This window comes from Candidatus Methylomirabilota bacterium (genome assembly GCA_036002485.1).
In the GTDB taxonomy this organism is placed as follows: domain Bacteria; phylum Methylomirabilota; class Methylomirabilia; order Rokubacteriales; family CSP1-6; genus AR37.
In genome coordinates this window covers 1-14,707 of sequence record DASYTI010000233.1, presented here as the reverse complement: position 1 = coordinate 14,707, position 14,707 = coordinate 1, and the positions used below count along the sequence as shown (strand labels likewise).

Annotated in this window: 12 protein-coding genes and 1 pseudogene; 3 read left to right on the top strand and 10 right to left on the bottom strand. The window is 67.7% G+C overall.

Annotated features, from left to right (window positions below):
* Positions 1–1,231 (top strand): molybdopterin cofactor-binding domain-containing protein (locus tag VGT00_20395; GenBank protein HEV8533790.1); only part of this gene is annotated, 1,231 nt, incomplete at its 5' end.
* Entirely contained in the window at positions 1,228–2,139 is a 912-nt protein-coding gene (locus VGT00_20390; protein ID HEV8533789.1) for an LLM class flavin-dependent oxidoreductase, read from the top strand. The genes VGT00_20395 and VGT00_20390, both read left to right, overlap by 4 nt.
* A gap of 132 nt (positions 2,140–2,271) precedes the next feature.
* On the opposite strand, the gene VGT00_20385 is transcribed toward VGT00_20390, so the two are convergent.
* The 6 genes and pseudogenes from VGT00_20385 to VGT00_20360 form a co-directional block, all read right to left on the bottom strand.
* The gene (locus VGT00_20385) at positions 2,272–5,094 is read right to left on the bottom strand and encodes a GAF domain-containing protein (GenBank protein HEV8533788.1); all 2,823 of its coding nucleotides are present in this window, start codon (positions 5,092–5,094) and stop codon (positions 2,272–2,274) included.
* A gap of 313 nt (positions 5,095–5,407) precedes the next feature.
* Positions 5,408–5,515: pseudogene (locus tag VGT00_20380) on the bottom strand (IS3 family transposase).
* Between the two features lie 31 nt (positions 5,516–5,546).
* Complete coding sequence (locus VGT00_20375) at positions 5,547–6,500, bottom strand: LLM class flavin-dependent oxidoreductase (protein ID HEV8533787.1); 954 nt, start codon at positions 6,498–6,500, stop codon at positions 5,547–5,549.
* Positions 6,501–6,520: 20 nt separating this feature from the next.
* Positions 6,521–7,429: an alpha/beta hydrolase gene (locus VGT00_20370; GenBank protein ID HEV8533786.1), complete on the bottom strand. Its 909-nt coding sequence runs from the start codon at positions 7,427–7,429 to the stop codon at positions 6,521–6,523.
* Between the two features lie 10 nt (positions 7,430–7,439).
* Entirely contained in the window at positions 7,440–8,024 is a 585-nt protein-coding gene (locus VGT00_20365) for a DinB family protein (GenBank protein HEV8533785.1), read from the bottom strand.
* 188 nt (positions 8,025–8,212) lie between these two features.
* Positions 8,213–10,153 (bottom strand): acetate--CoA ligase, encoded by a 1,941-nt coding sequence (locus tag VGT00_20360; protein HEV8533784.1) that lies wholly within the window; start codon positions 10,151–10,153, stop codon positions 8,213–8,215.
* Between the two features lie 53 nt (positions 10,154–10,206).
* On the opposite strand from VGT00_20360, the gene VGT00_20355 reads away from it, so the two are divergent.
* Positions 10,207–11,901 carry a thiamine pyrophosphate-requiring protein gene (locus VGT00_20355; GenBank protein HEV8533783.1) on the top strand — a complete coding sequence of 565 codons (1,695 nt, stop codon included), beginning with the start codon at positions 10,207–10,209 and terminating at the stop codon, positions 11,899–11,901.
* Between the two features lie 227 nt (positions 11,902–12,128).
* On the opposite strand, the gene VGT00_20350 is transcribed toward VGT00_20355, so the two are convergent.
* The 4 genes from VGT00_20350 to VGT00_20335 all read right to left on the bottom strand — a co-directional run.
* Positions 12,129–12,662, bottom strand: coding sequence for a CBS domain-containing protein (locus VGT00_20350; protein ID HEV8533782.1), 534 nt, complete (start codon positions 12,660–12,662; stop codon positions 12,129–12,131).
* Positions 12,663–12,723: 61 nt separating this feature from the next.
* Entirely contained in the window at positions 12,724–13,248 is a 525-nt protein-coding gene (locus VGT00_20345) for a DinB family protein (GenBank protein ID HEV8533781.1), read from the bottom strand.
* A 4-nt stretch (positions 13,249–13,252) separates the two neighbouring features.
* Positions 13,253–14,419, bottom strand: a complete 1,167-nt coding sequence (locus tag VGT00_20340) for a CoA transferase (protein HEV8533780.1) — start codon at positions 14,417–14,419, stop codon at positions 13,253–13,255.
* Positions 14,416–14,707, bottom strand: a 292-nt coding sequence (locus VGT00_20335) for an alpha/beta hydrolase (GenBank protein HEV8533779.1), incomplete at its 5' end; no start/stop codon positions are given. The genes VGT00_20335 and VGT00_20340, both read right to left, overlap by 4 nt.

The window sequence follows — 14,707 nt, the reverse complement described above, 5'->3', positions numbered from 1 at the left end:
ACTGCCCCACATGGACATCCGCGGCTACGAGGTGCTCACCCACAAGCCCGGCAATGGCGCCTATCGCGCCCCGGGCGCCGTCCAGGCCGCCTTCGCCCTCGAGTCGCAGATGGACGACATGGCGCGCGCGCTCGGCATGGACTCGCTGGACTTCCGCCTCCTCAATGCCTCCGCCGAAGGCGACCTGATGGCCAATGGCAACAAGTGGCCGCGCATCGGGCTGCGCACGTGCCTCGAGAGGCTCAAGTTAGAGCGCGATCTGCGCAAGGTGGCCGCGCCGGCACAGGGGCGGGTCAAGCGCGGCATTGGCGTAGCGCTCGGCGGCTGGATGGGCGGGATAGAGCCCGCCAATGCGGTGTGCCGGCTGGAGCGCGACGGCACCCTGTCCATCATCGTGGGCACGGTGGACATGAGCGGCACCAATACCACCTTCGCTCAGATCGCCTCGGAAGCCTTTGGTCTGGACCCCGCGCTCATCCGCGTGGTCAATCCGGACACCGAGGCGGCGCCGTATGCGGGCTCGAGCGGCGGGAGCAAGATCACCTACACCGTCGGCGCGGCCGTGGAGAAGGCGGCGCGGGACGCGCGCGAGCAGCTCTTCGCTATCGCCGCGAGGCATCTCGAAGCGGCCGTGGAGGACCTCGAGATGGTCGACCGCGCCATTCAGGTGCGCGGCACGCCGAGCAAGGCCGTGCCCATCGCCGAGCTCGCCAAGGCCTCCATGCAGTTCGGCGGCAAGTACGAGCCCGTCTACGGCCGCGGCTCCACGGCGACCATCGTGCGCTCGCCGGCTTTCGCGGCGCACCTGGCCGAGGTCGAGGTGGACACGGACACGGGACACGTGCGCGTGGTCGATCACGTCGTCGTCCAGGACGTGGGCCGCGCCCTCAACCCCGCGGCCATCCAGGGGCAGATCCAGGGGGCCACGGCCCAGGGACTCGGCTGGGCCCTTCTCGAGCGCATGAGCTATGACCCAGAGGGCCAGCTCCTCTCGGCCACCTTCATGGACTACGCCATGCCGGGCAGCGAGCAGGTGCCGCCCGTGCGCGCGGTGCTGGTCGAGGTGCCGTCAGAGCACGGTCCCTTCGGCGCCAAGGGCGTGGGCGAGCCGCCGGTGGTGGCCGCGCCCGCGGCCATCGCCAATGCCGTGAGGGACGCCACCGGGCATCGGTTCACCGAGCTTCCCATAACCACCCAAGCGGTGCGGCACGCCGTCGGAGGATCGCGATGAGACTCGGCATCTCGCTCACGAGCAGCCACACCGTCAAGGATCCTCGCGAAGGCGCGCGGTGGATGATCGAGCGCGCGACCGCCGCGCGGGCGGCGGGGCTCGATTCCCTGTTCGTGGGCGATCACCACGCGACGCCGGGCGTGTACTACCAGAACGTGCCCATGATGGGGCGACTGCTCGCGGAGTGGAATGATAGGCCCGCCGGCTGCCTCTTTCTCCTCCCCCTGTGGAACCCCGTGCTCATCGCCGAGCAGGTCGGCACGCTGGCCGCCATCGCGCGCGGCCGCTTCATCTTCCAGTGCGGCCTGGGCGATGGCCAGGCGCAGTTCCTCGCCATGGGCGCCAACATCAAGCAGCGTCCATCCGCTTTCGAAGAATCCTTCGACCTCGTGAAGCGTCTCCTCGCCGGAGAGACCGTGTCCTCGCAAGGGCGCTTCGTCGTAGAGAACGCCCAGGTCGCCCTCCGGCCCGCCGAGCCCGTGGAGTACTGGATCGGTGCCAGCGTCCGTCCGGCCATCGATCGCGCCGCGCGCATCGCCGACGGCTGGCTTGCCTCCCCCGGGCTCACCTTCGAGAAAGCGCGCGAACAGATCGGCTGGTACCTGGATGGGTGCGCCAAGTACGGCAAGAAACCGACCGCCGTGGCCGTCAGACGGGACATCTACGTGGGCGAGTCAGCGGCAGAGGCGGACGCGGTCGGTCAGGCCGTGGTCAAGGCCGGCTATCGAGGCTTCGACCCGGCCGCCCTCGTGTGGGGCTCGGTCGAACAGGTCGTGGAGAAGTTCCGCGCCTTGGCACCCCTCGGCTACACGGACATCATCGTCCGCCACCTGACCAACGACCACGCCAAGGTCCTCGGCTCCCTCTCCCGTCTGGCCGAGGTGCGCCGCGCGCTTCAGCGCTCCTAAGACTTCAACAATCGCTCGTCCTGCGCTCAACGGATGCCTGCCGACAGTGCTGGACTGGGCAGGGCAGGGGGCACGACACCTGTCAACAAGAATGAGACACGGGGCTCGTGAGTCTACTGTAGCGGGATCGGCTCATTCCTCACGACGCACCGGAAGCGTGAAGATGAAGGTCGAGCCGGTCCCCACTTGGCTCTTCACCCAGATCTTTCCGCCGTGGAGCTCGATGAACTTCCGTGAGAGGGCCAGCCCGAGCCCGGTGCCTTCCGCTTTCTTGTCCGCGGTGCCCACCTGCCGAAACTCCTCGAACACCGCGTCCTGATCCGCGGGGGCGATGCCCACGCCGGTGTCCGTTACGGACACCTCCGCCACATCGTTGTTCAGATCGGCGCGGACGTCGACCCGTCCCCCTTCGGGCGTGAACTTCAAGGCGTTGGACAGGAGGTTCAAGAGGACCTGCTTCACCTTCCGCTCGTCGCCGCCGATCGCACCGAGCCGCTCGTCGATGGTGTGTCCCAGCCTGATCCCACGCCGGCTCGCCCGTTCTCGCACCAGGATCAGGGCATTCTCGAGGGCGTTCGGCAGGTTGAACTCCGCCCACTCCAGCTCCATGCGCCCCGCCTCGATCTTCGAGAGATCGAGGATATCGTTGATGAGGGAGAGGAGATGTCGTCCCGACTCCAGGATGTCCTGGAGGTATTCCGTCTGCTTCTCGTTGATGTCCCCGAACATCTTCTCGGCCAGGATCTCCGAGAACCCGATGATGGCGTTCAGCGGCGTGCGCAGCTCGTGCGACATGTTGGCGAGAAACTCCGACTTGTGCCGGCTGGCCGCCTCGAGCTGGGCGCTCTTGTCCGCGATCTCCCGGAAGAGCCGGGCGTTCTGAATGGCCAGGGCGGACTGGGTGGCGAAGGTCTTCAGGACGTCCACGACCTCCGGGGGAAACTCACCCGGCGCCTTCCGGTTGAACGACAGGCTGCCGATGATCTGGTCCTCACGGAGCAAGGGCACCGAGAGGAGCGCCCGGTAACCGAACCGGACGAGGGTGTCCCGCACACTGCTCTGGTAGGCCCCAGGCTGGGTGATGTCGGGGATCTGGATAGGCTCGCGCATCTCGGCCGCGCGCCCCGTGAGCCCTTCGCCCTTCCGGAGGGGTGCCGCCCGGAGGGCCTCGACGAACTCCGGGTCGTCGTGGTGGGCGGCGCGCAGCTCGAACTGCTCGGCCGCCTCGTCGTACTCGAAGATCGAGCAGCCGGCACCGCCTGCCAGCTGGCTGGCACGCGAGACGATCGTGTCGAGCACCGTCTCGACGTCCAGCGTCGAGCTCACGGCCCGGCTGACCTCGCCCAGCGCGGTCAACTGCTCGACCGACTGGGTCAGCTCGCCCGTCCGCGCCTGGAGCTCCTTGAAGAGGCGCACGTTCTCGATGGCGATGACGGCCTGGTCGGCGAAGGTCTTGAGCAGCCCGATCTCGCTGTCCGAGAACGGTCCGGGCTCGGCACGCGCCGCCGTGATCACGCCCATGGGGGCGCCCTGTCGCAGCATTGGGACAATGAGGGCGCTTCGCCAGCCGACTGCACGGGCAATGTCTCGCTGCCGGGAGTCCGGTTCGAGTTCGGCATCGGGAATGTGGATCACCGCGCGCTCGAGGATCGCCCGCCCTGCCACAAGGGCCCGGGCTGGGCGTCCCGGATATAGGCGATGCAGCGCCGTGAGAGCTTCGGGGGTGAGGTTGTGTGCGGCAACGAGATGGAGCATCTCGCCGTCGAACTGAAAGAGCGTGCTGAAGATCCCGTCGCACAACCTCACGGCGCTTCTGACGATCGTATCGAAGACCGGCTGGACGTCGGTCTGCGACCGGCTGATGACGCGCAAGATCTCAGCCGTCGCCGTCTGCTGCTCGAGGGCCTCGGTGAGGTCGCGATTACGCGCCTCCAGCTCCTTGAAGAGGCGGACGTTCTCGATGGCGATCACCGCCTGGTTGGCGAAGGTCATCAGCAGGTCTCCCTGCTTGTCGGCAAACCGGCGGACCTCCCGCCTATAAATCGCGATCGCCCCGATCACACTGCTCTCCTTCAGCATCGGCACCCCGAGCCATGTGCGCACACCCCCGAGCTTGACGCTCTCCACGCGAAGGGGGTCCTGCTCCTGATACGCGATGTCCTGGATCAAGTCTTCGATCTGGACGGGGCTCTTCTCAATAAGGAGCCGGCCGAGGCCGGTGCGCGGACCAGGGTGGCGTCGGACACGCAGATACTCGACGAAGGCGGGCGTTGCGCCACGCTCCGCCGCCAGCCGGAACCCGTCGCTGTCGTAGAGAAAGAGGAGACCGAGGTCGGCGTCGCAGAGACGCAGGGCGCTCTCAAGGATGGTGTCAAACACCGGAGCCAGATCGCTGGGGGAGCTCGAGATAACGCCCAGGATCTCGCTCGTCGCCGTCTGCTGCTCGAGGGATTCGCTGACTTGGGCGTGCGCCTGAGTGAGCGCCTCGTTCTTCTGCTGCAGCTCGGTAAAGAGCCGCACGTTCTCGATGGCGATGACGGCCTGGTCGGCGAAGGTCTTCAGCAGCTCGATCTGCTTTTCTGAAAAGGGGCGGATCTCTGTTCGCTGCATCGTTATCAGGCCAATCGGCACGGCCTCTCGAACAAGCGGAACTGCGAGGAATGACCGAATCCCGAGGCGCGCAGCCATCTGCCTGCCCAGAGGGAAGTCGGCCGTTTCCGACAGGTCATCCACGTGAAGCGGATGCCCCTCGATGAACGCTCGCCCTGAGACGGTTCTGCGATCGATCGGCAGCTTTGTTCCGATTTGCCTGGCGAGCGGTCCGTAGTGAGCCTCCATGCGAAGAGCTTCACCGTCGCTGAGAATGATGGTCACGTTCGAGGCATCACACAGGCGCGCCGCTCGCTCGGCAATGGCGTCCAAGACTGGCTGGAGCTGCGCTAGTGAGCTGCTCATGACCCGGAGGATTTCGGCCGTCGCCGTCTGCTGCTCGAACGCCTCCGCCTCGCGCTTCAGCGCTTCCCCCAGTCGCTTCTGAAGCTGGCGGACCCTAGAGCCTTCGTTCTTCAGCGACTTACTGGGGGCTGGCAGCTTGGGTTCGACCTTGGCCTTCCCAGGCTTTGCCCCCCGACGCATCGGCCTCTCCTTCCCTCTCAAAGGCGTTACGACCGCGCTACGATCGAGGGCAGGCTACGCGATGGTGTCCTCGTGGGCAAGTCGGATAGCCAGGTATTCGATGCTGCGTGCGGGCGCACCAGGGTGTTGGGTGAGACCCAAATCGCTCCGGGAAGGCCGGCCGGTACTTCAGCGTCTTGAACTGCGCCTCCGAGGATGGGTTGTCGTTGGACATGTGGGGCCGGGCATGGGTCTTGGTCACGTTCCGCCCGGCACAACGAAACGTGACCGCGTCAGGCGCGGAGGAAGGGCAAGACGGTCGCGGTGAAGCGTTCGAGCTGAGCGAGCTGATCGTCGCCCACGAAGCGGATGCAGAGGTCCGTGACGCCGGCCTCGGCGTAGCGGCTCAGGGAGGCGATAACCGCGTCGGGGGGGCCCAGGCCCATGGCGCCCCGCTCGTGGACACCACCCCCGTAGTAGGTGGCGAGGAACTCGGTGGTCACGCGCTGGGCGGTCGCCACGTCCTCTTCCAGCCGCACCGTGGTGTACACGCAGAGGGGAAAGTCGGGGCGGGCGCGATCGTAGCGCGCCAGCGCCTTTTCCCCGAGCTCGCGCACGAGCCGGCACTCGTCGTAGTGGACATACGTCGTGATGATCCCGTCCCCGAGGCGCCCGAAGCGGTCGAAGGAGGCCGCGAGCATCTCGCCTCGATTTCCCGCGGTGATCAGGACGGGCGGCCCGGCCTCGTGCCAGGGCAGCGGCCCGATGGTGTGATCGGTCAGCTCCACCCCGTCGCCCTGATACGTCACCGGCTCGCCGCGCCAGAGCATGCGCCAGATCTCGATGTGCTCCTCCAGGCGACGGGCGCGCCGCTTGTGGTCCATGCCGCACGCCGCCCACTCGCGCTCGGCGGAGGGCAGGCTCCAGCCCACTCCGAGGCCGAGCAGCACGCGGCCCTTCGAGATCTGGTCGAGGTTGGCGATCTGGTGAGCGAGGACAACGGGCTGGCGCAGCGCGGGGAGGAGCACGGCCGTTCCGAGTCGAACCCGGGGAGCAATGCCGGCAATGTAGGCGAGCGTGGTGAGCGGCTCGAGCCGCGGCTTGGCCACCACGCTGTCGCCGACCCAGACGGCGTCGTAGCCGGCCTCGTCGGCGAGGCGGGCCATGGTCCAGCATTCCTCGACGGGGGGCCGCTGCGCGGACTGCATGATGACGCCGCGAGTGGGGATGAGGATGCCGACACGCATCGACGGCACGTGAGCTTCGCTCAGCTTCTCGATTCCGAGAGCTGGCCGCCGATGAACTCGCGCATGAGGGCGATGGCCTTGTCGGTGTCCGCCCCCGCTCGCTGCATGAAGCCGTGACGGGCCCCGGGAAAGTGCACGCGCTCGATCTGACCACCCGCCCTCGCATAGGCGCGCACGAAAGCCTCCGTGATCGAAGCCGGCACATTGTCGTCGAGATCGGGCTGGGCGACCCACGCGGGCGGCAGCGCGCCCGCCATGCCCTCCTCGAGAATCCGCGTGACACTCGCCTCCGCCATCGCCGCCTCGTCCTTGAAGTAGGCGCGGTGGGACGCGATCAGTCTCTGCGGCTCGAAGCCGGACACGGGCGGCTCGGCCTCGCGGCCGAGAACGTAGCGGTAGCGGGCCAGCGGATCCGCCACGGGATAGAGGGCGAGCACGAAGGCAACGGAATCGTCGCTGGGCGCGCTGTCCACGGCGTCGTTCGCCAACACGATCGGCGTGCCGATATGCTCGGGAGCACCGGGCTTGAGGGCGACGAGGAGGGCGAGCTGCCCCCCGCTCGATTGACCGATGAGGCCGATCTTCGCCGGATCGACGCCGAGCTCGCGCGCGTGGGCGCGCGTCCATCGCACCCCGGCGGCGACGTCCGCGCTCCCGGCCGGATGCTGATGGTCCGGGCCCTGGCGGAAGTCCAGCGAGATGACGACTAATCCACTGGCGGCCAAGCCGCGGCCGTGATGGACACCGACGGTGCGATCGAGTCGGTTCCAGGCGCCGCCGTGAACGTCCACCAGCGCGGCGAGCGGCGCCGCCGCATCTCCCTTCGGCCGGTAGATGCGCGCGAGCAGCTCCATGCCCGCGGGCCGGGCAAAGGGGACATCGCGCTCCTCGACTTCGTAGGGGCCGCTCGGATCGAAGCGAATGGTCATGGTCATCTCCTCATGGACTGCGGACTCCCCAGAGCCCGGCGGCGACCCGAGCCTCGTAGTAGTGACCGAAAGGATGCAAGAGAGCCATCTGGGCGAGCACCCAGGCGCGGCTTCGCCCGCCCGCCCAGAACTCCGTGAGCCACTCGGCGCCGGGCGCCACCACGCCCTCCGCGAGCACCACGCTCCGGACGCGCTCTCCCGGAACCAGCGCTTCCAGATCCGTGCCCTCCAAGGTCTCGACCACGGCCAGCGTCCGGGTGGTCACCGCCTCCCAGTAGCCGCGGAGCGCTTCCAGATCGATGCGCAGGCTCAGCTCGTCCACCTCGGCATCGCTCATGCCCGTGCCGACATCGCGACGTGGCACCTTGAGACGTCCGAGCCATCCCTCGTCCAGCGCCTGGGGCCGATCGGAGAGAAAGCGGTTCACTCCGACGTCCTCGATGCGCGCGGAGTGCCAGAGGAGCCACGCCACGGTGTTGACCCCCGGGTGCGGCCGTCCGCGAAGCTGCGCCTCCGAGAGCTTGGAGAAGAGGCCGTCGACGAGCCCTCCGTGGAGATCGTTGTAGCGCATCAGGAAGAAAGTGATGGCGTCCATGTCGCTAGCTCGGATGATGCGCCAGCACGGGCTCCCCCTCACCCTGCCCTCTCCCCCAATGGGGGAGAGGGATGAAAAGGAAGCGTGCAGGGTGAAGAGGTTCTCCTCATCCCTCTCCCCCGTCGCGGGGGAGAGGGCAGGGTGAGGGGGCCGTACGATGAGAAAGACGCGTTCATGAATGGTCTGGGCTAGCGCGCCTCGGAAATGGCCTTGATGCTGGCCGGATTGTCGAGCGAGGAGAGGTCACCGGGATCATTCCCCAGATAGGTCGCGCGGATCACCCGCCGCATGATCTTGGCGCTGCGCGTTTTCGGCAGGTCGGCCACGAAGACCACGCGCTCGGGCTTGAGCGCCTTGCCCATCTGGTGCGCGACGAGGTCCGACAGCTCCGCCCGGAGCTTCTCGCCCGGCGTGGTGTCGGGACGCAGGACGACGAAGCAGATCACCGCCTCGCCCTTGACCTCGTGAGGCACGCCGACGGCGGCGGATTCGGCGACGGCGGGATGGCTCACGAGGACGGACTCGACCTCCGCCGGGCCCAGCCGCTTGCCGGCGATCTTGAGGGTGTCGTCCGAGCGGCCCGTCACGAACCAGAAGCCGTCCTCATCGATGTAGGCCCAATCCCCGTGGACCCAGACATCCGGCCAGCGCGACCAGTAGGTCTCGAGATAGCGGTCCGGATCCTTCCAGAAGCCCGCTGTCATGCCCGGCCAGGGCCTCGTGATGACCAGCTCGCCCACCTGCCCTCTCACAGGCTTGCCGTCCTCGCCGAAGACGTCGGCGGCCATGCCGGGCGCCGGGCCGTTGAAGGAGCACGGCTTGATGGGCGCGATGGGGAACGACGTCACGATGCCGCCCGAGATCTCCGTCCCGCCGGAGTAGTTGATGATGGGAATGCGCGAGCGGCCCACGTGCTCGAAGACCCAGCGATAGGGCTCGGGGTTCCACGGCTCTCCCGTCGAGCCGAAGATGCGCAGGTGTGTCAGCTCGTGCTGTCGGGCCCAGTCGGCGCCGTAGGGCATGAGCGCCCGCACCGCCGTGGGCGAAAGCCCCATGACGGTGACGTGGTGGCGCTCGGCGATGGCCCAGAGCCGGTCGGGCTTGGGATAGTCGGGCGTGCCCTCGAAGAGCACGAGGGTGGCGCCATTGGTCAGCCCGCCCAGGATGAGGATGGTGCCCATGACCCAGCCCATGTCGGTCAGCCAGAAGAAGCGATCATGCGACCCGACGTCGAAGAAGTAGGCGGCGTCGTGGCCGATCTTCATCTGCAACCCGCCCTGGGTCAGCACCACGCCCTTGGGCTTGCCCGTGGTGCCCGACGTGTACGTGATGCAGCACGGCCGGTCGGCCTCCACGGGCAGCGCCGCGCACTCGGCGGACTCGCGCGCCATCGCCTCGTGCCACCAGACATCCCGCCCCGACGTCCAGGCCACTTCGCGGCCGAGGCGGCGGAGCACGAGCAGATGCTTGACCGACGGGGAGAGCGCGGCCGCCTCATCGGCGGTCTCCTTCATCTTCACGATCTGACCACGGCGCGGGAAGCCGTCGGCGGTGATGAGCACCTTGGCCTCACAATCCACGAGGCGGGCGGACACCGCCTGCGCGCCATAGCCGGAGAAGGACGGCGAGTAGATGGCGCCAATCCGGCAGATGGCCATGATGGCGATGGCCGCCTCCGGGCACATGGGCAGGAAGAGACCGACCGCGTCGCCGGGCTCGACGCCCAGACGCTTGAGCACGTTGGAAAGCCGGTTGACCTCGTGCGAGAGCTCCCGATAGGTGATGGTGCGGACCTGGCCGTCCTCCGCCTCCCAGATGATGGCGGGCTGCTCGCCGCGGCCCTCGTCCACGTGGCGGTCGACGCAGTTGTCGGACAGGTTCATGAGGCCGCCCTCGAACCAGCGCGGGAAGGCGATCCCGCGTGACGTGTCGAGGACGCGGCGGTAGGGCGTCATCCACCGGAAGCCCAGATCCTTGGACACGGCGTCCCAGTACCATTCGGCGTCGTCCACGCTGCGACGCTGGAGCGCTTCGAGCGAGGCGACCCCGTGCGTGCGCATGAACTGGGTCAGTCGCGCCCGCTCGATGACCTCGGAGGTGGGCCGCCAGATGATCTCGCTATCGGACATATCAGCCCTCGGCGCTCCTTCGTGTCGCCGCTCTCTGCGGCTCGTCGGCGGACATGGTAGCATGGCCGGCGTTCCCATCCGGTCCCCCTACCTTAAAGGAGAGCGCCATGAAGGCGGTCGCGGCGGTCGCGGAGATCCTGAAGCGTGAAGGCGTCAAGTTCCTCATCGGCTACCCCGTCAATCCCATCATCGAGGCGGCCGCTCAGGCCGATATTCGCACCATCATCGTGAGGCAGGAGCGCACGGGCCTGCACATGGCCGATGCGGTCAGCCGTGTCACCTCGGGTCAGAGGATCGGCGTTTTCACCATGCAGCACGGTCCCGGCTCGGAGAACGCCTTCGGCGGCGTGGCGCAGGCCTATGGCGACTCCGTGCCCATCGTCGTGCTGCCGGGGGGCTATCCGCGGCGCATCACCAACATCCCGCCGAACTTCAACTCCTTCATCAACTACCGCCACGTCACCAAGTGGATCGAGCAGGTCATCATGCCCGACGCGGTGCCGGACGCGCTTCGTCGCGCCTTCACCCAGGTGAAGAATGGCCGACCGCGCCCCGTGCTCGTGGAAATCCCGACCGACGTCTTCCAGGAGGAAATTCCGGAGCCCCTCAACTACACTGCCGCCCCCCGCATGCGCTCGGGCCCGGACCCGAAGGCGGTCGCCGAGGTCGCGGCGGCGCTGGTGGCGGCGGAGCGTCCCGTGATCTACGCGGGTCAGGGCGTCCACTACGCCCAGGCCTGGAGCCAGCTCCGCCAGCTCGCCGAGCTTCTGGAGGCGCCCGTGACCACGAGCCTGCAGGGCAAGAGCGCCTTCCCCGAGAACCACCCGCTCTCCCTGGGCTCGGGCGGCCGCTCGGTGTCCAAGCAGCTTCACGAGTTCCTGAAGAACGCCGACGTCATCTTCGGTATCGGCTGCAGCTTCTCGACGACGAACTACGGCGTGGCCATGCCGAAGGGCAAGGCCATCATCCATGCCACCCTGGACCCGGCCGACATCAACAAGGACGTGCCCGTTGAGCGCGCGCTGGTGGGAGACGCCGCCTTGACCCTCGACGCGCTGCTGCTCGAGGTCAAGGACCGCCTCAAGGGCAAGCCGCGGGGCCGGGCTCAGGCTATTGCTGCCGAGATCAAGCGCATCAAAGGCGAGTGGATGACGCAGTGGATGCCCAAGCTGACCTCGAGCGCCAAGCCGCTCTCGCCGTACCGCGTGATCAACGATCTCCTGCACACCGTGGACCCGGCGCGCACCATCATCACCCACGATGCGGGCAGCCCCCGCGACCAGATCTCGCCCTTCTGGGAATGCACGGAGCCCCTCAGCTATATCGGCTGGGGCAAGACCACTCAGCTCGGCTATGGCCTGGGGCTGGCCATGGGCGCCAAGCTCGCACATCCCGACAAGCTCTGCGTCAATGTCTGGGGCGACGCGGCCATCGGCTTCACGGGCATGGACTTCGAGACGGCGGTGCGCGAGCGCATTCCCATTCTCTCCGTGCTCCTCAACAACTTCTCCATGGCCATCGAACTGCCCATCATGAAGACGGCCACCGAGAAGTACCGCAGCACGGACATCTCCGGCAACTACGCGGACATGGCCAAGGCCTTCGGCGGCCACGGCGAGCGCGTGACGGAGCCCGGCGACATCGTGCCCGCCATCCAGCGCGCCATCAAGAAGACCGAAGAGGGTATCCCCGTGCTGCTGGAGTTCATCACGGAGAAGGAGATCGAGTTCTCGATCTTCAAGTACTGAGCGGCCGCGGGCCTGAGGCTCGACCGCGGCGCCCTCGTCGGCGAGCTGAATGGCTGACCCCCTCACCCTACCCTCTCCCCCAATGGGGGAGAGGGATACAAAAATCCCAATTCTGATCCCTCTCCCCTCTGGGGAGAGGGTAGGGTGAGGGGCGGAGTTGAAGTTCGAGCTGAGACGCTGCCGACGAGCCGCAGGCGAGGAGAGCGGCGAGGCGAGTGCTGGGTAAGCTAGCCGGAGTCGACCTGGCCGGGGCGCTTGAGCGTGTCGCCTCCCGGGGGCAAGTTGAGCACGGTGGCGGGGAAGAGGGTGGCCAGCCAGCGGATGACATCGCTCACCGTGACGATGCCCACGGGCTTGTGCTGGGCGTCCACCAGGGGCACCGTGCGGTAACCCGCCACGCTCATGCAGTGCACGGCATAGGCGACCCGGTCGCGGAGCGAGAGCACTTCGGGATTGGGCGTCATCATGTCGGCGAGCGCGGTGGCCTTCGGATCGAGGCCGCGCCCCACCACGCGCGTCAAGAGATCGCGCTCGGTGAAGATGCCCGCGAGCTTCCCGCCCGCATCGACGACGAGGACGGCGGCCTGGCGCGCCTGAACCATGCGCTGGCACGCCTCAGCCACCGAGGCGGTCTCGCGCAAGAGCACCGGGTCCGCGGGGCCGAGCGTGCCGACCGTATCATTGAAGACGGCGGGGCTGATGGACTGCTCTTCGGGATCCCCACTGGTGGAATAGTCGTCGTCCGCATCGAGCTCGGCCATGGTTTCCGCTCCTTCTGCGCTGATCCGACGAGGCGCGGCCCGCGCCCCGCCGGCGCCGCCCCTACTCTCCAGAGAACTTTTGCGAATTGCCCATGTGCGGCCAGGCCCAGGCCTGCACATTGGAGAGCATCTGCTTGATGTGATTCCGGTCGTGATGCACCCACTCCTGGAGGAGATCGGAGACGCGGAGCCATCCGACCTTGGGATGCTGCCCGCCCCGCTTGAGGTCGGCGGCGGAGAGACCGCGCACGAGCTTGGCGCTCTCCACGCGCATGCGCTCGAGCTCGGCCACGAGCTTGACGGCCGGCTTCATGTCGTCGCGGCGGCCTCTGGCCACCTCATTCTGGTCCCATCCCTCGAGCTGGGGATCCTTGGAGGCGAGCATGATCTTGATCCGCCCCGCGAAGCCTCGTCGCTCGGCCTCGATCAGGTGGCCGATGATCTCGTTGATGGACCACTCGCCGGCCTCCGGGTGCCAGACGTGTACCGGCTTGGCGAGCGCTTCCACTTCCGCGCGGATGGTGGCCACGGCGCTCTCGAGGAGAGCGGCCACGCTCTCGGGCTCATAGGGGGCGGGCGAGCTCATGGCGCTAGACCACCTTGTCCCGTCGAAACGCGTCGATGTCGGCCTGGGAAAACCCCAGCTCACCCAGGATCTCGTCGGTGTGCTCACCGATGTCGGGCGCCGCCGTCCGGACCGAGCTGGGCGTCCGCGAGAGCGTGACGGGCGGGCGCTGGATGCGCATCTCCCCGAGCTCGCGGTGCTTGACCGTCGTGGCCAGCCCCAGGTGCTGCACCTGCTCGTTGTCGAAGGTCTCCTTGATGTTGAAGATGGGGCCGCAGGGCACGCCCTTGGCGTTGAGCAGCTCCACCCACTCGGCGCTGCTCTTGGTCACGAAGGCCTTGTCGAGCTCGGCGGCGAGGGCCGCCCGGTTCTTCGACCGGTCGGGCGCCGTCTTGAAGCGCGCGTCGTCCAGGAGCGTCTCCGTGCCCAGCGTCTCGCAGAGCCGGCGGAACATGTGCTGGCCGGAGGCGGCGATGTTGATGTGGCCGTCGACGGTCTTGACGACCCCCGTGGGGATGGAGGTCGGGTGGTCATTGCCGGCCTGGGGCGGGATGTTCCCGTCGATGAGCCAGCGCGCGGCCTGGAAATCGAGCATGGTCACCATGGCCTCGAGCAGCGAGGTGTGCACCCACTGCCCCTTGCCGGAGCGCTCGCGCTCGATGAGCGCCCCCAGGATGCCCTGGGCCAGGAATATCCCGGCCGTGAGATCGGCGACGGGAATGCCCACGCGCACCGGACCCTGACCCAGCAATCCCGTGATCGACATGAGACCGCCCATCCCCTGCGCGATCTGGTCATAGCCCGGCCGGTCGCGGTAGGGCCCCGTCTGGCCGAAGCCCGAGATGCTGCCGTAGATCAGTCGCGGGTTGATCTTGGCGAGGGTGTCGTAGTCGATGCCGAGCCGGTGCTTGACGTCGGGGCGGAAGTTCTCCACGACGACATCAGCCTGGGCGACGAGGCGCTTGAGAATCTCGACGCCGCGCGGCGACTTGAGATCGAGGGTCATGGAGCGCTTGTTCCGATGGAGGTTCAGCGAGTCGAAGCCGCGTCGCGGGAAATCGCCCCCGGTGTCCTCGCGGGCCCAGATCTGTATCACCTTGGCGCCCACGTCGGCGAGCTGGCGCACGCAGGTCGGGCCCGAGCGCGCGCGCGTGAGATCGATGACGGTATAGGGCTCGAGGGGCAGGCTCATCGCGACGGCGCTCCTTGTCGGGCTGGCTCGGGGGGCAGGATGGCGGAGGTGCTGATGGACGCGGGATTGCGCAGGGGCCAGCGTCCCGCATCCACGGCCGTGAGGAAATCGAGGACGATCCGGTTGAAGGCGTCGGGGTCCTCCAGGTTGACGGTGTGCCCGGCCTTGGGCATGACCACGAGGCCGGACGAGCGGATCTTGCGCTTCATGAAGAGGGCGGGCTCGAGGCAGGGCTCGTCCTCGTCGCCCGTGACGATGAGGGTGGGCACGGTCAGCTTCTCCATGGCT